The 21668-nt window shown below is 42.2% G+C and carries 19 protein-coding genes; 8 read left to right on the forward strand and 11 right to left on the reverse strand.

What is annotated here, in order from left to right; all coding sequences use genetic code 11:
* Window positions 1–39 precede the first annotated feature (39 nt).
* From B9T34_RS06290 to B9T34_RS06300, 3 genes are all read left to right on the forward strand, one after another.
* On the forward strand, window positions 40–1062 hold the full coding sequence (locus B9T34_RS06290; RefSeq protein WP_086212304.1) for a DUF1254 domain-containing protein: 1023 nt from the start codon (window positions 40–42) through the stop codon (window positions 1060–1062).
* Window positions 1063–1126: 64 nt separating this feature from the next.
* The gene (locus B9T34_RS06295) at window positions 1127–2530 is read left to right on the forward strand and encodes a DUF1254 domain-containing protein (RefSeq protein ID WP_213034153.1); all 1404 of its coding nucleotides are present in this window, start codon (window positions 1127–1129) and stop codon (window positions 2528–2530) included.
* A 139-nt stretch (window positions 2531–2669) separates the two neighbouring features.
* Window positions 2670–3719, forward strand: coding sequence for a Rieske 2Fe-2S domain-containing protein (locus tag B9T34_RS06300; protein ID WP_086212305.1), 1050 nt, complete (start codon window positions 2670–2672; stop codon window positions 3717–3719).
* A 35-nt stretch (window positions 3720–3754) separates the two neighbouring features.
* Here the strand turns inward: B9T34_RS06300 and B9T34_RS06305 are convergent, their stop codons facing one another.
* The 3 genes from B9T34_RS06305 to B9T34_RS06315 all read right to left on the reverse strand — a co-directional run bounded on the left by B9T34_RS06305 (window position 3755) and on the right by B9T34_RS06315 (window position 8199).
* A complete protein-coding gene (locus B9T34_RS06305) occupies window positions 3755–5098 on the reverse strand; it encodes an MFS transporter (protein ID WP_228147411.1) in 1344 nt (447 codons plus the stop codon).
* 192 nt (window positions 5099–5290) lie between these two features.
* Entirely contained in the window at window positions 5291–6823 is a 1533-nt protein-coding gene (locus tag B9T34_RS06310; RefSeq protein ID WP_086212307.1) for a pyridoxal phosphate-dependent decarboxylase family protein, read from the reverse strand.
* A complete protein-coding gene (locus tag B9T34_RS06315; RefSeq protein WP_086212308.1) occupies window positions 6823–8199 on the reverse strand; it encodes a diaminobutyrate--2-oxoglutarate transaminase in 1377 nt (458 codons plus the stop codon). The genes B9T34_RS06310 and B9T34_RS06315 overlap by 1 nt, the downstream gene beginning before the upstream one ends.
* Window positions 8200–8673: 474 nt before the next feature.
* Between B9T34_RS06315 and B9T34_RS06320 the strand changes: the two genes are divergently transcribed.
* From B9T34_RS06320 to B9T34_RS06330, 3 genes are all read left to right on the forward strand, one after another.
* The gene (locus tag B9T34_RS06320; protein ID WP_086212309.1) at window positions 8674–9375 is read left to right on the forward strand and encodes an SIMPL domain-containing protein; all 702 of its coding nucleotides are present in this window, start codon (window positions 8674–8676) and stop codon (window positions 9373–9375) included.
* A 241-nt stretch (window positions 9376–9616) separates the two neighbouring features.
* Complete coding sequence (locus B9T34_RS06325) at window positions 9617–10213, forward strand: undecaprenyl-diphosphatase (RefSeq protein ID WP_086212310.1); 597 nt, start codon at window positions 9617–9619, stop codon at window positions 10211–10213.
* A gap of 179 nt (window positions 10214–10392) precedes the next feature.
* A complete protein-coding gene (locus tag B9T34_RS06330) occupies window positions 10393–10701 on the forward strand; it encodes a hypothetical protein (protein WP_086212311.1) in 309 nt (102 codons plus the stop codon).
* A 137-nt stretch (window positions 10702–10838) separates the two neighbouring features.
* Here the strand turns inward: B9T34_RS06330 and proB are convergent, their stop codons facing one another.
* On the reverse strand, window positions 10839–11972 hold the full coding sequence (gene proB, locus B9T34_RS06335) for a glutamate 5-kinase (protein WP_086212312.1): 1134 nt from the start codon (window positions 11970–11972) through the stop codon (window positions 10839–10841).
* A gap of 44 nt (window positions 11973–12016) precedes the next feature.
* Entirely contained in the window at window positions 12017–13231 is a 1215-nt protein-coding gene (gene cgtA / locus B9T34_RS06340; protein ID WP_086212313.1) for an Obg family GTPase CgtA, read from the reverse strand.
* Between the two features lie 279 nt (window positions 13232–13510).
* Here cgtA and B9T34_RS06345 point away from each other — a divergent pair, with 279 nt between their 5' ends.
* Window positions 13511–14722 carry an MFS transporter gene (locus B9T34_RS06345; RefSeq protein ID WP_228147412.1) on the forward strand — a complete coding sequence of 404 codons (1212 nt, stop codon included), beginning with the start codon at window positions 13511–13513 and terminating at the stop codon, window positions 14720–14722.
* 9 nt (window positions 14723–14731) lie between these two features.
* On the opposite strand, the gene B9T34_RS06350 is transcribed toward B9T34_RS06345, so the two are convergent.
* A complete protein-coding gene (locus B9T34_RS06350; RefSeq protein ID WP_086212315.1) occupies window positions 14732–15103 on the reverse strand; it encodes a winged helix-turn-helix transcriptional regulator in 372 nt (123 codons plus the stop codon).
* Between the two features lie 130 nt (window positions 15104–15233).
* Here B9T34_RS06350 and B9T34_RS06355 point away from each other — a divergent pair, with 130 nt between their 5' ends.
* Window positions 15234–16091 (forward strand): SDR family oxidoreductase, encoded by an 858-nt coding sequence (locus B9T34_RS06355; protein ID WP_086212316.1) that lies wholly within the window; start codon window positions 15234–15236, stop codon window positions 16089–16091.
* A gap of 126 nt (window positions 16092–16217) precedes the next feature.
* On the opposite strand, the gene B9T34_RS06360 is transcribed toward B9T34_RS06355, so the two are convergent.
* The 5 genes from B9T34_RS06360 to B9T34_RS06380 all read right to left on the reverse strand — a co-directional run bounded on the left by B9T34_RS06360 (window position 16218) and on the right by B9T34_RS06380 (window position 21625).
* Window positions 16218–16898 carry a hypothetical protein gene (locus B9T34_RS06360; RefSeq protein ID WP_086212317.1) on the reverse strand — a complete coding sequence of 227 codons (681 nt, stop codon included), beginning with the start codon at window positions 16896–16898 and terminating at the stop codon, window positions 16218–16220.
* 2 nt (window positions 16899–16900) lie between these two features.
* A complete protein-coding gene (locus B9T34_RS06365; protein ID WP_171265144.1) occupies window positions 16901–17608 on the reverse strand; it encodes an MFS transporter in 708 nt (235 codons plus the stop codon).
* Window positions 17609–17928: 320 nt separating this feature from the next.
* Entirely contained in the window at window positions 17929–19386 is a 1458-nt protein-coding gene (locus B9T34_RS06370) for a glyceraldehyde-3-phosphate dehydrogenase (protein WP_086212319.1), read from the reverse strand.
* Window positions 19387–19979: 593 nt separating this feature from the next.
* On the reverse strand, window positions 19980–20915 hold the full coding sequence (gene rarD, locus B9T34_RS06375; RefSeq protein WP_086212320.1) for an EamA family transporter RarD: 936 nt from the start codon (window positions 20913–20915) through the stop codon (window positions 19980–19982).
* Window positions 20916–21037: 122 nt separating this feature from the next.
* Window positions 21038–21625, reverse strand: a complete 588-nt coding sequence (locus B9T34_RS06380; RefSeq protein ID WP_086212321.1) for a lipocalin family protein — start codon at window positions 21623–21625, stop codon at window positions 21038–21040.
* Window positions 21626–21668: the final 43 nt, after the last annotated feature.

Genomic DNA, 21668 nt, shown 5'->3' on the forward strand with positions numbered 1-21668 from the left:
TTTAACCACTTCATTTAATCAACTTGAGTAAAAATAAATATGGAATTTTCAAACAAAGCACTCGTACTAGCAGCATTAGTTACAAGCTCATTACAACTTCACGCTGCACCCACACCCGTCACTATTGATAACTTTGTCCGCGCAGAAAGTGATTTATTTTTCAAAAATATTGCAGTGGCAAACAAAGGCTTTGGTAAATTCACTCACACGCGTGAACCTGCCCCACTCGATCAACAAAATGTGGTACGCCTTAATCGCGATACATTATATTCTTCTGGTGTATTTGATCTAGCAGCTGGACCACTCACCATTACTTTACCAGATGCAGGTAAACGTTTTATTTCAATGCAAGTAATTTCACAGGATCAATATACCCCAATGGTGGTATACAAACCTGGTAGTTACACACTGAACGAACAAAATGTAGGTACACGCTATGTCGCCTTAGCAATACGTACATTTACCAATCCAGATGATCCTAAAGATCTGAAAATTGCGCATAAAATTCAAGACAGCATTAAAGTGTCCCAACCGGGTGGCCCAGGTAAACTTGAACTGCCTGAATGGGATACTGTAAGCCAAAAAGAAACCCGCGAAGCACTGCTTGTACTGAATAAACCATTGCCAAATACCAACGGTATGTTTGGTAAGAAAAATGAAGTCGATCCAGTTCGCTATCTAATTGGGGCTGCATCTGCATGGGGTGGCAATCCACAACGTGATGCAACCTACTTAAACGTCTACCCAGAAAAAAATGATGGGAAAACTGTACATACCATTACTATACCGAACAACGTACCAGTGAATGGCTTCTGGTCTATCAGCGTTTATAACAAAGATGGATATTTCCAAAAGAACGATATCGATCGTTACACACTGAACAACATTACAGCCAAAGCAGATAAAGATGGTCAATATAAGATTCAGTTTGGCAACTGCACCAAGTCCACAGTCAACTGCTTACCAACTACAGATGGTTGGAACTACATGGTTCGCTTGTATCAGCCACAAGAGTCTATTTTGAATGGAACATGGAAATTCCCTGTTGCTCAGCCTAAATAAATGACGCTAAGGGAAGTATTTGCTTCCCTTTTGTTTTTGATCTGCTCAAATGGAATACATAAATATGATGATGAATAATAAATTTTTAATGGCGGCGGCCATTGGATTGAGCCTAGGTATGAGTCCTGCGGCGATTGCTAAACTCACCGAACAGCAAGCTGTTGCTCTCGTTAAAGACGCCTATACTTATGGCTACCCGATTGTAGACAGCTATCGAATCCAGCACTCATACTTTATTGATAAAGCAAATCCCGAATATAAAGGTGAATGGAATAAAGTTCACAATGTTGCACGCGTCTTTACCCCAAAAGACACCGCCATTCAAACACCAAACTCTGACACGCCTTATTCATTTGTTGGCGTAGATTTACGCACCGAACCCATGGTCATTAGCGTACCCAAAGTAGATGCTAAACGATATTACTCTATCCAAATGATTGATATGTTTACTCATAACTTTGATTATATTGGTAGCCGTGCAACGGGTAATGAAGCAGGCAATTTCTTATTGGCTGGCCCAGACTGGAACGGTAAAATCCCTAAAAATATCAAAAAAGTGATTCGTACTGAAACGGATCTTGCCTTTTTGCTCTATCGCACTCAGCTGTTAAATGACAAAGACCTTGACAATGTCAAACAAGTGCAAGCCCAATATAAAATCACACCACTGTCTCAATTTTGGGGTCAAAAAGCGCCGAAAGCCGCGCCTGCAATTAACTTTATTCAACCTTTAACACTCGAAGAACAAAAAACATCACCTGAATTTTTCAATATCCTGAATTTCACGCTGCAATACACCAATGTTCATCCAAGTGAAAAACAAATGTTGAAAAATTTTGAGCAAATTGGTGTCAAAGCTGGTCAACCTTTTGAGATTTCAAAACTTGATCCTGTCGTACAGGCTGCTATTCCAAAAGGCATTGAGCAAGCTTGGGCTAGCCTACAAGATCGTAAAGTGAATTATCTAGACAAAGGCTTAATTAAATCATCCGATGGTTTTACGACCCGCGAAAAACTCAATGGTCGCTATCTTGATCGCATGATGGGTGCAGTATTTGGTATTTATGGCAATAGTGCTGAAGAAGCCATTTACCCAACTTATTTTATAGATTCTACAGGTCAGCCTTTAGATGGTAAAAACAAATATCAAATCACCTTCCCCGCTGGACAACTTCCACCTGCAAAATCCTTCTGGTCTATGACCATGTACACCATGCCAGACAGTTTACTGTATGACAACGAGTTGAATCGCTATCTGATTAACTCATCAATGACAGATCAGCTCATCAAAAACAAAGATGGCTCAATCACGCTTTATTTACAAAATGAAGCGCCAACTGCAAATAAAAAAGCCAATTGGCTTCCTGCACCCAAAGGACCATTTGCATCCATTATGCGCATTTATTGGCCTGAGCAAAGTGTCATTGATGGCACTTGGAAAGAACCAAAACTAATTAGGGTGAAATAATTCCCCTTATTATAAGACAGCCTATAATTAGGCTGTCTTTTTCATTTCTGCTTTTTAGAACACCAAGTCCAAATAATTGAAATATACCTAAACACTAGGCTGTCCTATATTCATATCAAGAAATTATGCCGATGCAGATATGAACAGTAAAATAAATACCTATAACCCCGACTTACCTGTTCACATGACTTTTGAAGAGCATGATTGGCATCTACTGGCAGAGTATTGGTATCCGATTGCATTAGCGCGTGATATCAGTGAACAGCCTTATGGCACCATGCTTTTAGATATGCCTTTGGTCATTTATAAAATAGCTGATGAACTGGTTGTTGCCAAAGATGCCTGCCCTCACCGCGGTGTACCGCTGAGTTTAGGCAAAAATGATGGACAAGGCGTCGTGTGCCGCTATCATGGCTTGCGCTTTGGTGAGCAAGGTCATTGCAACCGTATTCCTGCCCATCCTGAGCACCAAATTTCACCCCGCTTTAATTTACGTACTTATGCTGCTGTTGAACGCTATGGATTGATTTGGTGCTCACTCAGTGCCAATAAAGATGCAGAACCTAATATTCCCTCAATGCCTTTTTGGGATAATACTGATTACCAGCAATTGGTGTGTCCAACGGTAGATTTTCAATGTTTTGCAGGCCGCCAACTTGAAGGGTTTATAGATGTGGCTCATTTTGCATGGGTACATCCAGATACTTTTGGTGATCCTGAAAATACAGAAGTGCCTGACTATAAAACTTTCGAGACCGAAACAGGATTTAATTCAGATTATTGGAGCAGTGTTGGACGCTACCCGATTGGCTTGGATCAACGAGGCAAAGAGGGTTTCCAATGGTTACGCCATTTTGAAATTCACCTGCCCTTTACCGCAACGCTGACCATTCATTTTCCAAACGACAGCAAGCAAGTGATTATGAATGCTGCATCCCCTATGACGGCCCGCTCTACACGCCTATTTGCACCGATTTGCCGTAATTATGACAAAGACTTGCCTGTAGAAGATGCTTACGACTTCAACCTGAAAATATTTGAGGAAGACCGCTTAGTGTCTGAATCGCAAAAGCCTGAATATTTGCCCTTAGATTTAAGCATCGAAGCGCATTTTCCAGCGGATCGCAGTTCGAGTATGTACCGTAAATTACTGCGTAAGAAAGGTTTTAGTCCATTGTTTGCGGCATAAAAAAGAGGCCCTAAGACCTTTTTTACTGTCTTGGTTTAGTGAACAAGTTCAGCACGGCCAACGGCTTGCGCTGAATTTTTATTACTGCCTTTAATGAGTAAAATACATATAAAAGCTGCAATTAAAGGCACGCCTAGGGCAAAGAAATAACCCGAAATACCAAATTTATTTAAGATGACACCACCAATTGCCGAACCAATAATAGCACCGAAGCGCCCCATGCCTATTGCCCAGCCTGTCGCTGTCGCTCTAATTTGTGACGGGTATGATTGGACAACTAAATAATTCAGCGCCAATTGCTGGCCTCCAATTCCAAAACCAGCCAACGCAATTAAGATAAAAATGTACATCCATTGCTGCGAATGGATCAGTGAGCCTAGACCTAAAACCACACCTAAACCTACAATCAACATAAAAGATAGAATTTTAGCGGTATTCAATTTTGGCAAAAAATATGCCAGCGGCAATGCAAACATAATAAATGCTGCATTCACTGTAACTGATGCATAAGGCGCTTGTTCAGGCGCCAATCCTGCCTGTTTTAAAATAGTTGGCAGCCACGATAGCAGCATAAACCATGCAATCCAATTAAAGAAATAGACACCCCACACCCCAGCTGTCGTTTTTGCCAACCCATTATGAAACAGCAGAGAAAAATGCATTTTCTCGTTACGAGCTGGGCTTAAATCTGCCAAATCTTGATCAGAAATATCTATCCTTTCATTATTAATCCGCTCAAGAATGACCGCAATTTTTTGCTTTGTTTCAGCGCCCTTCTGCTGCACCAAATATTCCAATGACTCTGGCAGCATAAAATACAATGCCGCTAAAAAAGCCAATGGCAATGCGCCGCCAATGATATAAATTCCTTGCCAGCCCCAAATGGGTAAAATCTTAGCCGCGAGCAAGCCACCAATCATTGCCCCTGCTGGCAATGCCAAAAGTACACAGGTCGTTACTGTACCTTTGTATTTTTGAGGAGAATATTCAGCTGCTAAGGCCAAAAGAACAGGCGTTGCTCCCCCCATTCCTAACCCAGCAATAACGCGAAGAATCAAAATTTGATCTACATTGCTAACAAATGCTGTGAGTAATGTTGAAGTAGAAAAAATAGCTACACAAAACAGTAAGGTTTTTCTGCGTCCTAGCTTATCGCCCAAAATACCTAACAGCATCGCACCTACAGTCATCCCAACAATGCCAGCTGTTAAAATTGGCGCCAAAGCACCTGCTTCCAAACCAAAATGCTCAAGCAATGCAGGTGCTGTAAATGCCACTGCTTGCGTGTCAAAACCATCAAATAAAGCAATAATAAAACATAGAACAATCACCCGCCATTGAAAGCCCGAAATGCCCTTATTCAATGTAGCTTTTATCATTGAAGCATCTTTTAAAACGTGATCCATACACTGTCTTCAATCGTCCATAAACTTATCTACTGTAGAAATACTTTCACTAATGGTCAAAGATCAATAAAATATAAAAATATACTTTTAACGATATACGACTAAATCAAATTCAAAAAAAAGGAGCTCTTACGAGCTCCTATTTCTACAACTGCAAAATGACGATTAGTCAATTGCCGGTGTATATGTACCGTCAGCGATTGGGCCTTTGATACGATCCGCTTCTGCAAGCACAAGAGCAAGCAAATTCTTCACGTTATCCAAAGTCGCTACTGGGCTTAAAGTCGTCATTTTCAAAGATTGAACCTGACCCACTTTAGTTACACCAATATTCGCTTCACCGCGTGCAAACAATTCGTCTGCTACGTTTTGGTTCAGTGTATCAAGCAATTCAGCTGGGTAGCCTTCAGGGATTACACGGAACAATACAGATGCAAACTGAGGATCAACTAGCATTTCTAGACCGTCAGTTGCAGTAATATAGTCTGCAACATCACGTGTTAAACCTACACCGTGATCGATCATCGAACCGTATAGTTCTTCACCCAATGCTTCAACCGTCATCCACAATTTCAACGCGTCAAAACGGCGAGTTGTTTGCAGTGACTTAGACACTAAGTTAGGAACGCCATGCTCTTCGTCATAAGCAGAGTTTAAGTACTCAGCTTCGTAGTGCATGAAACGGTAGTTTGCTTCGTCTTTTAACAAGAACGCGCCGCATGAAATCGTTTGGAAGTAATGCTTATGGAAATCAAGCGTTACTGAGTCAGACAGCTCAATACCGTCTAACATTGAACGATAGTCATTTGAAAGAATCAGTGCACCGCCCCAAGCTGCGTCGATATGCATCCACGCGCCATATTTGTTGGTGATTGCACGAACTTCTTTCAATGGGTCAATTGCGCCTGCATCGGTAGTACCTGCAGTTGCAACCACACATGCCACGATTTTGCCTTCAGACTGAAGATGAGCCATGGTTTTTTCAAGTGCGTCCATGTCCATGCGAGCATTCGCATCAACAGGAACAGTCACAACAGATTGGAAACCCATACCCATCATGGCCATGTTCTTTTGCACAGAGAAATGTGCATTTTCAGAACAGATGACTTTAACGTTACGCATTGCTTCCGCAGGAACGCCATCACGCTGAACAGACCACGGATTGCCGTTTTCGTCTTTCCAGTTTTTCGCAATGCATGCATCACGCGCAAGCAAAACGCCCATCAAGTTAGACTGCGTGCCGCCAGAGGTGAACACACCTGCCTGACCTGCGCCATAGCCTACTTTTTGACGAAGCCAGTCAATCAGCTGAACTTCCATCAATGAACCTGCAGGGCTTTGATCCCATGAGTCCATAGACTGGTTAGTTGCGTTGATCAGCACTTCCGCGATTTGGCTAGTCACCATCGTTGGGCAATGCAAATGCGCAAGAGAATGCGGATGATGCACTTTCAAGCTTTTGTTTAAAAAAAGCTCAACCATACGATCTAATGATTTTTGTACACCCATGCCTTCTTTCGAAGGGTTGAATGCAATTGCACTGCGAAGCTCTTTAATGCTGCCGCCGGTGTACATTTTGTCATTTTGCAACCATGCAGAAACGGCTTTAACCGCTTCGCCCATTGCCGACTGGTAGTCGGCAATAGATTGTGCATCATTGCAGAATAACGCTTTACGATGTTCTGCAAAATCAACCATTATTGCGCGCCTCGAGTTGCAACAAGTGCTTCTGCAAGTGCTTTCTTGAAGCGAACGATCACTTCTTCACACTCAGCTTGATTAATAATCAATGGGCAAAGCAGACGGATTACAGTACCGTTGCGGCCACCTTTTTCCAACAGCAATTTGTTGTTGAAACAAGCTGTTTGAATAGCTGCAGCCAATTGAGAATCACCTGGTAATGAACCCATATGATCCGCTTTTTGACGTTCATCAACAATTTCAACACCAAGCATTAAGCCACGGCCGCGTACGTTGCCGATGCATGGGAATTCAGCAGCTAATTTTTTAATTTCAGCTTGCAGGAAATCACCGCGCTCTTGTGCATTTTGCGCAAGATTTTGCTCTTTAATGGTTTTGATTGTTGCAAGACCAGTACCCATAGCAAGCTGGTTGCCGCGGAAAGTACCGGTATGGCCAGCAGGCTGCCATGCGTCAAACTTGCGTTTAATACCCAAAACTGCAAGCGGCAAACTGCCACCAACTGCTTTAGACATTACAACCACGTCTGGCTCAATACCTGCGTGTTCAAATGCGAACATTTTGCCTGAACGCGCAAAGCCTGCTTGAACTTCGTCAAGAATCAGTACGATGTTGTGCTTTTCAGTCACTTCACGGATTTTTTTCAGCCATTTAACAGGTGCAGTTACCACACCGCCTTCACCTTGGATTGCTTCCAAGATAACAGCTGCAGGCTTAGTCACACCGCTTTCTACATCTTCAATGAAATTTTCGAAGTAGTAAGTTAAAGCATCAACACCTGCTTCACCGCCAATACCTAGCGGACAACGGTATTCATGCGGATACGGCATGAATTGTACGCCCGGCATTAAGCCGTTTACTGCATTTTTAGCAGACAGGTTGCCAGTCATCGCAAGCGAACCATGAGTCATGCCATGGTAGCCGCCAGAGAAGCTGATTACAGTGCCGCGGCCTGTATATGTTTTCGCTAATTTGATCGCTGCTTCCGTGCCATCTGCACCAGATGGACCACAGAACTGCAGGCAATACTCTTCTTTACCGCCAGGCAATTGCTCAAGCAATGCTTCAGTAAATGCATCTTTTAAAGGTGTCGTTAAATCCAGAGTATGCAATGGGAGACCGCTAGCAAGCGTATCTTGAATACTTTGAATTACCGCAGGATGATTATGACCCAAAGCCAATGTTCCTGCCCCAGCTAAACAATCGAGGTACTCTGTACCTTCAACATCAGTAACCCAGCAGCCTAAAGCTTTTGCTATCGCAAGTGGAAGTTTACGCGGATAGCTACGAACATTAGATTCCATCTGACTTTGGCGAGTCAAATAGTATTCGTTAGTAGAATTAGCGGCAGGGTTTACAGAAGAAACGCTCATATCGAATTACCATCTCTGATATGGGTTGAAAGAAATAAGTCTGGTGACTTGCGGTCCTTTGACTCGGTGCTTTATAAATTCAGTTTGACGGCTTTTTTACACATCAAAACTAAGAGGCGGATGATACAGTTTTTTTCAGGAAAATAAACGACTTTTCTTGTCTAAATTCCCTAATTTCATCAAAAAAACTTATCTCATTTACCCATAGAATAAATTATCATCTTACAATATGACAGCACAAAGAAAAGCCCATAATTTTAGGTATTTTCTTATGAACTTTGTACTGTGTATAATCTTCAAATAATTGTGTAATTAAATCAATGTTTTTACACAATATTAAATATTTATTAAAGATGAATTTAGCAGCATTTCACCTACAATATCTTCACAATGCTTGCAAGGATTATGCATAAACTGCGTTAAACTTTTTTTAAAATGCTGATAAAAGCGATAGTTAAAAACAATAGGTGTCTTATGCGTACATTCGTTCTCTCTGCTTTAACGGCAAGCCTTGCCTTTAGCGCCGCTGCAAATGCTCAAAATACAGAAGCATTAAATTACAATATTGTGAATATTCAAGCCGAAGCGACGCGCCAAGTGTCTAACGATGAAATGAGCGCGGTGCTTTATATTGAAAAATCAAATAAACAGCCTGCGGAATTGGCTGCTCAAATTAACCAATTAATGACGCAAGCGGTAAATACTGCTCGCAAATATCAAAATGTTAAAATCGAAACAGGTTCTCAAAGCACCTACCCGATTTATGACAATGACAGCCGTAAATTAAAAGAATGGCGCGGACGTGCAGAAGTGCGTTTAGAAAGTACGGACTTTAAAGCAGCCAGCCAATTAATTAGCGAATTGCAGCAAAATTTCCAAACTCAATCGATCAATTTCTCTGTGTCTGATGCTCAGCGTAAAAAAGCTGAAAGTGAGTTAATGGTTGAAGCCTCTAAGAATTTTCAGCAGCGCGCACAAGTTTTGGCACAATCGTGGAATAAATCAGGCTATAACCTTGTTAACCTCAATTTAAATACCAGCAATTATGGCGGCCAGCCAGTTCCGCGTATGGCAATGATGAAAGCGTCGGCAGCCGATGCAATGCCAGAACAGGAAATGGCAAGCGGTGAATCTAAAATCACTGTAAATGCCAACGGTACTGTACAGCTAAAATAACGGTAGCGAAATAATCGAGCCTTCTCTAAAGCACTCAATATCATTATTGGGCAAAAGAGAAGGCTTTTTTATGCAGGTTTCCACACCAAACCATGAGCTGCACTTAATGCACTCTTCTTTATATCAAAATCAAGAAATTGTAATCAAATGTAAGAATTAAACGCTGTTTTGCATTTATTTACATTTCCAGCTTTTTTAATTTGTTAGGGTTCTCTGCAACCTGATTGTCACTATTATTTTCATGTCTTTTGCACAAATCGATCTTTATCTGTATCAGATGCTTAATGCCCCTGATCAAGCTTCAAATCTAATGAAGAATTATGCCATTTTCGCTGCACATGATTTAATTTTTGTTATGCTGTTTGTCTTTCTGGCTTTTTGGCTGCGTGGCAGTTTCCAAACAAAAAAACTGATTTTAAAAGCATTCATATTTTCATTCATAACCTTATGTATTACCGAATTGCTTTCTATGGCCCTCGGCACGCCTCGCCCCTTTGTGCTTGAGGTTGGCCAAACGCTCATTGAGCACGCACCTACACCGTCATTCCCAAGTAATCATATGGCTATATTTAGTGGAATTGCCTTTTCTTATTACTTTTCAGAAAAGCGTGATATTGGCCGTTTTTTAATTGTTTTAGCTTGGTTGATTGCATGGGCTAGGGTTTATGTTGGTGTGCACTTCCCTTTAGATATGATTGGCAGTTTTTTCATTGCATGGGCCGTCAATTACTTCGGACTGAATCTATGGCATAAATACAAAGAACCATTTATTGAGCTGGTGCTGCGTATTCACTTTAAAATTTTCAGACCATTAATTGAAAATGGTTTGATTAAATAAGCGCCTTCCACTTTTAAAAATCCCGCTCTAATGCGGGATTTTTATATGTTGATGTGCCTCAAATTAACTACTCTTGAAACGTCTACACTCTTATTAAATACTTGCTATAAGTCTCTCTAAATATTTTAAAGATATAGAAATTCTGAATCAGTACACCGTTTTATAGCGAAACAATATTAATGAATATTAACTTAACTGTTTTAGGCCATATTTTATACATCATTGGCTGTTTATGTTCTATCTGGGTCTACATAGATGCTTCAGGACATAAAATTGGAAATACCCCTGAAGGCGGTTACTTGAGTATAAGTGCAACTTGGTGGGCAATCCTCAGTTTCATTTTATGGATCGTGGTATTTCCTATCTACCTAATCAAAAGGCAAAAACTGATTGATTTAGCGAAGCAATATCCCGTAGAACCTAAAGCGAGAAATCTCAAAATCGGTTTATTTAGCTTGGTGGCTATTTTTTTAATATTCTTTAAATAAACATTTTCAACTCATGATTCATGATTCATGATTCATGATTCATGATTCATGATTCAATTTAAAACTAAATAACACACAACAAAAAAGGCTTAACTCTTTACAGAATTAAGCCTTTATAAGCTGCTACCAAAAACTGATTAATAGATTGCCATATGGTTTCTATGGATCATTTCCAGCGAACGTGCTTCACCCAAAACTTGATGTACTTTATCTGAAGCTAAGCCTTTGACAATTTCTGCAGAACGCGAACTGAAGTTAACACGCCCCACAGCCACACGGCCGCCTTGAATATCGACACATTCAACTACATCACCGCGCTCAAAATGCCCTTCGACTGCACGCACCCCTACAGGCAGCAAGCTGCGGTGATTTTCTTTAATGGCTTTAACTGCGCCATCATCAATTACCAGACGCCCAGCTGTTTGCAAATGCGCCGCTAGCCACTGCTGATGCGCTGTCATGCGGTCATTGTCTGTAATGAATAACGTGCCTAATAGCTCGCCAGACATTAAACGTGACAGCACATTATCGCTTTCACCACTGGCAATAAGTGTAGGACAGCCTGATTTAGCCGCTAAGCGTGCAGCGCGCACTTTGGTCAACATGCCGCCACGGCCAAATTTACCGCCGCCGCCAGCCATATCAAACAGGCTTTCATCCAATGCGCGTACTGTATGGAACAGTTTTGCATTGGGATTAGAACGCGGATCTGAATCAAACATGCCTTGCTGGTCAGTCAAGATAATCAGCAAATCTGCATGCACCTGACCCGCAACCATAGCCGCCAATGTATCATTGTCGCCAAAACGGATTTCGTCAGTCGATACCGTGTCATTTTCATTAATAACAGGAATGACCCGCCACTCAATCAAATGCTGCAGCGCATCGCAAGAATTCAGATAACGGCGACGGTCAGCCAAATCATCATGAGTCAGCAAAACCTGCGCAGTGCGAATCGCGTGATTTTCCAGCACACTTGACCATGTATGGATAAGGCCCATCTGGCCAATGGCAGCGCACGCCTGAAGACTGGGTAGATCTGACGGCCGATTTTCAAGTTTCATTCGCACCATGCCTTCAGCCACAGCACCGGAAGATACAAGGATAATTTCATGTCCTGCATCATGCAGATTTGCAATTTGTTTCGCCCAATGCGAAATAGCATCCAAATCTAAGCCTTTTCCGTTTGCTGTGAGTAAAGATGATCCGATCTTAACTACGATCCGTTTGCAATCATCGAGCAGCCGCTGCCCATCTACCACTTTTATCATCTTGTCCTCAGTTACTCTTAATTATCCGTTTCTAAAATAAGAGCTTAACGTACGTAAAACACTTCTGCTCCACCATCATCTTCGTCATCATCATCTTCGTCATCAGCCAATAGGCCTGCAAGACGCTGCTGACGGCGCATTTCGCGGTAAGCTTCTTTCGCTGCGATGGTTTGTTCACGTGTCTCAGCTTCAAGCTGATCACGGAATGCTTTCATTTGCGCTGCATATTCAGGATCTTCGGCTTCACGCTCACGCTGCTCTTCGATTTGATCCATCAAGTAATACACAACTTCTTTGGTGCCTTCAGACATCAAACCAGATGTTTTGAATACAGGGCCTTTCCAGTCCAGCTCTTCAAGAATATGGTCACACCATTCATCACGGCTTTCTTCAGGCAATTGGTCAACTTTGTTCAATACCAGTACAATTGGCAACTTAGACAATGTCGGAGAGAATTTAACCAATTCTTGGTAAATTGCTTTCGCATTGTAAGCAGGGTCGGAACCGTCAATTGGCTGCACATCTACAATGTGAAGCAAAATACGGGTACGCGCCAAATGCTTCAGGAAGCGAATCCCTAGGCCAGCGCCTTCAGATGCGCCTTCAATCAGACCAGGAATATCCGCCATCACAAATGAACGGTAACGGTCAGCATCAACCACACCTAAGTTTGGCACCATGGTTGTAAATGGATAATCCGCAACTTTTGGCTTAGCCGCAGACACGGCACGGATAAATGTTGATTTACCTGCATTTGGCATACCCAATAAGCCAACATCCGCAAGCACTTTTAATTCAAGGCGGATTTCACGATACTCGCCTTTAAAGCCGCGCGTACATTGACGCGGGCTGCGGTTGATAGACGATTTGAAGTGCGTATTGCCTAAACCGCCGTCACCGCCTTTGGCAACCAATAATTTTTGACCATCTTCAATCAGGTCACCAATAATATCGCCGGATTCCGTATCTACAATTGTCGTTCCAATTGGAACCAATAAAACCGTATCTTCACCGCCACGGCCAGCACAGTTCGCGCCGCGGCCATTTTTGGCGCGCTCTGCGCGGAATTTACGGGTATAGCGGTAATCTACAAGTGTACTGGTGTCATCGTCAGCTTGAATATAAACACTACCGCCACGGCCACCGTCACCGCCGTCTGGTCCGCCAAACGGTACGAATTTTTCACGGCGAAAACTGGCTACGCCATTGCCACCGTCGCCAGCCTCTACGGTAATGACTGCTTCATCAACAAAGCGCATATTGCCAATCCTCTAAAAACTTTAAAACCGCCTATTCTGCCATATTTTAAAGAATTTCTCGAATAGATTTATTCAGCATTTTTCCAGTATTCCTTGTTTTCAGCTGTATTTTCCCTACTTTAGCGGTTTAAAAATGCGTCCGCATTCCAACCTTCAGGCAAATTTAGAATTTAGCCAGAGTTTTGATTGTGTTTTTGAATCACGCCATCGTTATTTCTTATTTCTGTTTCCAATACGCTAAAGCTATAGTGCAGGCATGATGTTCATATGGATATGTTCATGCCTCAGCAGCAATCAACGCCCCTAAATCCTCCATTAAATCCGCAATTTGTATTACTCATGGCGCTGGCCTGCGGCCTTTGCGCGGGATCAGCCTATTTTAATCAGCCGCTGATTTATTCAATTCAAAAAAGCTTAAGCATTACTGCAGATCAAGCAGGTTTAGCAGTGGTTTTAGCGCAGGCTGGCTATGGACTTGGCCTGATGCTGCTGGTGCCTTTGGGTGATTTACTGAATAAGCGCAAACTGATTGTCAGCCTGATGGTCTTTGCTGCGCTGTCACAAATTTTGCTGTCTTTCAGTCAAAATATCATTTGGCTGTACACCTTTACCCTATGCGCGACTTTCGGCGCCATATCAGCGCAAATTTTAATTCCCTTTGCATCCAGCATCAGCCCTGCATCCCATAGTGCGGCTATTGTCGGCAAGCTGATGAGCGGCCTTGTCCTTGGTATTATTTTGTCTCGGACTTTTGCCGGATTGGTGTCGACACTATGGTCTTGGCATTGGGTGTATTTCAGCAGCGGTGTTGCTACATTGCTGTTTGCCGTGCTGATGTGGAAAAAATTGCCAACTACGCAACCCAATCCAACACTTACCATTTTAAAAACCTATCAATCCCTGCTGCAAATGGCTCGTTCAGAACCGCACCTGATCCGAAGGGCATGTGCAGGCGCCTTTGGCTTTGCCATTTTGTCGATGATTTTCACTTCGATGACTTTTGTCTTAGCCAATCCGCCTTATCACTTTAGTGATTTTGAAATTGGGCTATTTGGCTTACTGGGGGTGATCGGCATCTATTCTTCCAGCTGGTCTGGCAAAAAAGTCGGTTTAGGCAAAGAAAATAAAGTTGCGCTGATCTGCATCAGCCTGATGCTGCTGTCTTGCATTCCGCTGTTCTTTGCACAGCAAAATATTGTGCTGTATGCCTGCGGCGTGCTGATGAGCTACTTTGGCTTAACCGCATTTCATGTACTGAACCAAAATTTGGTCTACCGTATTAACCCTACAGCCCGTTCCCGAATTAATGCAGTTTATATGACCATCTATTTTTCAGGCGCAGCTCTAGGCTCCCTAACAGCAGTTTATGCATGGCAGCAATGGGGCTGGCACGGCTGTGTCAGCTTTGCCTTAGCTTATGCGCTAGCCATTTACGCCATAGACCGTCTTGATTTTAAGACAATGCAAGATATTGAAATCAGTTCTGATTAAGAATATTGCTCAAGCAGTTTTAACTTTATTTTCCATAATTTCAGGCAGGCTACTTTCTATCCAGCGAATCAGATAAATCACTTTTTCTGCAGCCTGTGAACCTGTAATGGTCAGCTGATATTCAACTTTAGGCGGTACAACTGGATATACAGTACGCAAGATCAGACCATCTTTCTCTAAAGTTTTCAGCGTTTGCGCCAGCATTTTCTCACTGATTCCTTCAATGCGCTGTTTCAACTCACTGAAACGGTGCACACCCTCACTCAGACAGCGTAAAACCAACACCGACCATTTACTGGTGATATGTTCCAAAATCTCTCTGGATGGACAATTCGCAGATAAAACTTGACCTAATAATTTACTTGGAGCGTATGCGCTCATTAAATCTCTCCAATGCGTAATAAGCTTACTTTTTGGTACGTACTTTCATTTAGTAAGTTAACAGAATATGATTACCCCATCAAGTACATTTTATAAACAAGATCAATCAACACATTCCAGAGGAAAAACAATGAAAATTGCAATTACAGGCGCGACAGGTCAACTTGGTCAGCTGGTTATCGAAGCGCTATTAAAAGAAGTTTCAGCTTCGCAAATCATTGCCTTAGTGCGCAGCGAAACCAAAGCGGCTTCACTTAAAGCACAAGGTGTAGAATTGCGCCGCTTTGATTATGATGCGCCTGAAACGCTGCTTCCAGCCCTGCAAGGCGTAGATAAACTACTGCTTATTTCAGCCAATGAAATTGGACGACGCACTCCACAGCATAAAGCAGTTATTGAAGCTGCAAAACACGCTGGCGTGCCTTATATTGCCTATACCAGCTTACTGCATGCTGACCGCTCACCGCTTGGCTTATCTCAAGAACACCGTGAAACTGAAGCCCTGATTCAGAACAGCGGCCTTGAATATACCTTCTTACGCAACAACTGGTATAACGAAAATTACCTAGCAACTGTTCAGCAAACAGCTGATGCTGGTGTGCTCTATGGCGCAGCGCAAGACGGTAAAATCAGCTCAGCTTCACGTGTAGACTATGCCGAAGCGGCTGCTAAAGTTTTAGCAAGTTCTGGGCATGAAAATAAAACCTATGAACTCGCAGGCTCTGAAAGTTTTACTAAAGCAGATTTGGCGCAATTTATCAGTCAGGCAGCGCATAAGCCAGTGACTTATCAAAACCTGTCTGCCGAAGATTTGCAGCACGGTCTAGTTCAAGCAGGCTTACCTGAACACTTAATTGAAGTAATTGTCGATGCAGATGTGCAAACCGCTAAAGGCGCAATGTACAGTGACAGCAAAGTATTGGAACAGTTAATTGGCCGTAAAACTACAGCCATTTCTGCACAAATCCAAGCCTTGCTGAAATCCTAATTTCAAAAGACTGTATAACGCACTGTAGGGTCTTTAATCTTCCCAAAAGCCCTTTGGCAATTTTGCCTTAGGGCTTTTTTATGCGTTTCAAGCTTGGAAATTTTATCTACAGCTTGCATCAAAATTCTACGGATGAATATTTTTGATTGGCAAATTCATCTGCATGGTTAAATTTGCCCGCGTATTGCGCTCAGTGTTGTACATGGTCGCACGAAATGAAGCAATTTTGCGCATCGTCATTGGGTCATTAATATTCAGCTGTGGAGCAAACTGATGCAGCACATGCAGCCGTACAGGCTCATCAAAGGCCATATGCACAGGCCCATCAAATAAAATTTTGATCGGAATTTTATAAGTGCGCTTCAAATGAAATGGCACATCCAATTGAATCGGAATATCCAGCTGCATTGGAAATTTTGGCAATAATTTATTGTTCAGCACCAAATCTGTCGAGGCATTCAAAGGCAATGTCTGATTAATTTTGATTACTGTTTCATAATCAATATTCACCTCTACAGGCACTTCTACCGCAAACTGCAAATCCGCTAAATACTTACCCTGCAGCGGCAGCGTTAAAGTCCGATCAATTTTAATTTGCGTATTCAATGTGCCTGAAGACTGCGTTTGCAAATAGTTGCCTACTTGAATCTGCGTGGGCAATGAATGTGACAGCTCTACGTTTGCATCACGTGCAGTCACTTGCAAATTTGCCTGAATATTCAAGTACAGCCAGAACAGCAGTGCAATTAATAAAACTGTCACTGCAAAACTGAAGATGAGCCGCTTAAACGACTGAAATATCCACATGTTTAATCCCCCGCTGTGGCGCCTTTTTCAGCTGCCTGCGGATTACGCTTCAGCCGCATACTGTCTAAAGGAATGACCAGCTCGCCTTGCTTGATATTGATCGGCAACGTGTTTTTGACATCGACAGAGGCTTTCAAGGCCGTTTTAATGGGGACATTCAAATGTCCTTGAATAGGAATATTGGTTTTTAGCGTTGCATCCAGCGGAATATGCAAGTTTTCTTTCAGCACTGTTTTTACTGGCGCATCAAACTTCAAATGCACCTTTTGCTCCAGCGGCACATTCATTTCAATAGGCACATCCATCTGAATAGGAATCGTGCCTTTGAGCGGTAAGCTGATATCACGCCCCATCACTTTCACTTTGACTTGTGTATCGACAGCTAGGTTTTGGTTGATTTTCAAGGTTTCCCGCACAGGGATCACTGTTTTAATCGGCACATGATTATCAAAATAAACCCGCGGCGTCAGTGTTTGCGTCAGCGGAATATTTAGATTTTCCTTGATAGGTATTTCAGCATTGACTCGGCCAGCAACATCGACATCCAAGGCATCATGAATTTTAACTTCGGCTTGCAAAGGCTCTTGCAGATCAATATTCACTTTCTGGTTCTGCAGCGGAATATAAATATTAAAATGTTTGAACACCCAAATTGCTGTCAGTACACCGCAGAGGGCCGCAAACATGATAAATGCCAATCCACCCAGCATATGTTTTGTTTGCAAAGTTATTCCTTAACTTCTTTATTCTCCATAGCATTGTTTCAAATCAGCGCTTTTTAATCTGCATTAAATCGTCAACTTTTGTAGCATTTTTTTAAATTATTTCATGTACTTATTCTTTATAAAATGAATGTGTACAGCTTGCAGCATACAGCCTACCGTGTATTGATTCATATTGCAGTGGCCTATTCCCCCTGTCTGGCTGTACATTTTGATCAATTCTAAAAATAGCTTTCTTACTTTGGATTATGATTATTCAGGCACAAAAAAAGAGCCTCAATTGAGGCCCTTTCTTTTACTCAAAAGAATTAAGCATTCTTTTCAGCAGGAATTTTTGGATAGCTTACGCCGCCCATTTGTTCAGCAATACGCAATACTTGGCAGCTGTAGCCAACTTCGTTATCGTACCAAACATAAGCAGTTAAGCGATTGCCTGAAGTGATTGTCGCTTGCGCGTCAAATACACCTGCAGTGCGCGAACCGATAAAGTCAGACGATACAACTTCTGTAGAGTTTGTATAGCCAATTTGACCTTGAAGGCTAGAGCTGATTGAGATTTTACGGATGTATTCGTTCACTTCGTCACGATCAACTTCTTTATCTAAAGTTAAGTTCAAAATCGCAAGAGAAACGTTTGGAGTAGGAACACGTACAGAGTTGCCTGTCAGTTTACCTTGAAGCGCTGGAAGCGCTTTAGCAACAGCTTTCGCTGCGCCAGTTTCAGTGATCACCATGTTCAAAGTTGCTGCGCGACCGCGACGGTCAGCTTTGTGGTAGTTGTCGATTAAGTTCTGGTCGTTTGTGAACGAGTGAACTGTTTCAACGTGACCATTGATCACTTTGTATTTGTCATCCAGCACTTTCAGTGTAGGTGTAATTGCGTTTGTTGTGCAGCTTGCAGCAGAGATGATGGTATCTTCATCAAGAATGTCAGCTTGGTTCACACCAAATACAACGTTCTTCATCTCGCCCTTACCAGGTGCAGTCAAAATTACACGTGCAGCGCCTGGGCATTGAAGGTGCAGTGCAAGACCTTCAGCATCACGCCATTTACCAGTGTTGTCGATTACAAGCGCGTTTTCGATACCGTAAGCTGTGTAATCTACTTCAGAAGGATTAGACGCATAAATTACTTTGATGAATTGACCGTTCGCAATGATTGCTTCGTTTTCTTCATCTACAGAAATCGTGCCTGAGAATGGACCATGGATAGAGTCACGGCGCAGTAAAGACGCACGTTTTTCTAAATCGCCATCAGAAGATTTACGCACAACGATTGCTTTCAAGTTCAAGCCGCGACCTAAACCAGATTGACCAATCATCAGGCGCGCAAGAATACGGCCGATACGGCCAAAACCGTAAAGAACAACGTCACGGCCTTCAACAGAAGTTGCACGGCCTTCAACAGTTTTCACTTCGTTAGCAACGAATGCATCTACATCGCCGCCTTGCTCTTTAAAAGCAACAGCCAATTTGCCAAGATCGATTTCAGCAGTACCGATATTTTCGATTTTCGCCAAAGCTTCAAGAATCGGGAAAGTGTGAACAACTGAAAGCTCTACGTCCATCATACGAGTGAAACGGTGCGCTTTTAAAATCTGGATCACTGAACGGTTAACTAAAGAACGTCCGAATACTGATACAACAATATTTTTTTCACGGTAAAGCTTACCGATCAAAGCGATCATTTGTTCCGCGATTTCTTCACGGTTTTTCCAGCGACCTTGGTGCTCTGCATGTAGGGCAACGATAGTGTCTTTGCTCACAGATACGTCCTCTAATTAATTGTATATCTAGGCATAAATTTCAAAACCCGACAATTGTAATGGAATTATCCGAAAGATAGAATCCAAAAGCGGATTTTGCGATGATTATTTTGCTATATATTCGCTATAAATTTATAAAATAGTTGTAATTATTATGATGATTTTGCTTTTAAAAAAACTTTAATCATCAATTTAAAAGTTTTTTTATATTTTTGTTTATTTGGCTCTTTAACACACAAAGTATCAGCATTTTATTGAATATAAGCCAATCATGTAAGGATCTGGTCATAAAGCTGTGCCGCTGCTGAACAGCAGCCTATGCAGGTATCAAGCATTTAAGGCACTGATAGAAATACTGCCCTGCATCAATTTTAACTACACTTCAGGTCCTTCAATTGCGCTTTTTCTTGCGATTATGCGGTGAAACTGCATGAATGCATCCGCACTTACATAATAGACTGAGTTAAATAATCAGCGGCAAACGACAAAGGCTTTAAAAATAAATAATCAAGGAAAATAGCAAGGGCTGAATTGAATTCCAATCCATGTATTCACTGCTGAAAATCTGCGCAGCATAAAATCAAATGATTGATTTATTCACGATCTAATCGATTGGATACGTTTTCAATATTCTGTGTCAGCATTCTTGAACTGCGCTTTTGCTTCATAATATGCAGACAGCCCTCAATCACCAAAAGCAACACGGCCAGCCAAATTGGAATATAAGTCAGCCATTCTGCGGCTTCGACCCGCTCGCCCAGCATAATAGATGCAAAGGCCAACAGCACAGGTTCTAAATAACTCAGTAAGCCAAAAATCACGAATGGCAAATAACGGCTCGCCAAAATATAACTGCCTAAGCCCAAAGCGCTGAATAAGCCAAGACCGATTACAGCCCAAATGAGATGCGGATAATACTGCATCAATACCAAACTATCGCTGTGTACAAAACCGAGATAAAACGCCACAGGCAGAATCAGAAATAAATCCCACCAAAAACCGCCTAAATGATCGGTTTTTAAAACACGGCGCATAAAGAAATATAAGGGATATGCCAACGCGACATAAACGGTTTCCCAAGCAATACCGCCAATTCGCCACAGCTCATGCCCCACACCAATCACTGCAAAAGTGACGGCGGCGATCTGCCAGCGGCTCAGCTTTTCTTTATAAAGCACACAGCCCACCAGCACCATCACTAGGGGCAATAAGAAATAGCCCAGTGATACCTCTAAACCGCGTCCATTAATTGGCCCCCACAAGAACAGCCACAGCTGTGTGGTGCAGAGCAAGGAACTGAAGATGAGCCACGGCAGCATCCATGGCTCTTTAAAAATACGCTTAAAAATCTCTGTGATATGTTTTAAGTCGCCAGACCACCACATAAAAAGCGTTAAAAATGGCAATGTTGCCAGCATGCGCCATGCAAAGGTCTGCTCGCTGTCCAGCGGCTTTAGAAACTGTGTATAAAAATATAAAACGCCAAAAGTGACTGATGCCAGTACAGACAATGCTACGCCCTTAAACATCAATCACCTCATTTCATATTCATTGAATTGCTTTACTGGATGTTTCAAGCATATTGCTGAGTATTCTAACAAAGAAAAAACCATGCTCTGGCATGGTTTTTTGAATATTCATTAAAAAAAGCTTATTTAGCAGTTTGTTTCGTATGAATTAAATCTTTCAGATCGTAGCCTACAGATTTGGCATATTCTAAATATTCATTCACCACATGCTGATCTGGATGCGGTGTACGCGAAAGCACCCACATATAGTTGCGGCGCGGCTCACCTACCAGTACGGTTTGATAGTTGTCATCAATTTTCAAAATCCAATAGTCACCGCGCGCTGCAGGTATCCAGCGAATTGCTTCAGGTAAAAAACTGACCTTTAATTTGCTGTTAAATGGCGCATTCTGTACAAAGGCTTCACCTTGTGAAAGGTAAGATTTGCCGCTTTTACCTACACAGCGGTTATCGACTTGCACATTGCCGTTTTCATTTAAGGTATAAGTCGCAGTGACATCGCTGTCGCACTTATTTTGAAAAGACATCGGCTTGCGGGCGACTTCGTACCAAACGCCCAAATATTTATCTAGTTCAATTTTTTCTACAACTTGCAGCGGTTTACTTTGCGCATAAGCCATCGTGACTGCGCCCAACCCAATTAATACAGCCCCGCCAATCGCAATTTTAGCAAGCGTAAAACCTGCCTTTGGAAGATTTTCTTTTATCATGTATGAATACCTTTACTGTCACGTTCTCACGTTTTCATAAATA

It is taken from the genome of Acinetobacter sp. ANC 3813, from assembly GCF_002135435.1.
Classification (GTDB): domain Bacteria; phylum Pseudomonadota; class Gammaproteobacteria; order Pseudomonadales; family Moraxellaceae; genus Acinetobacter.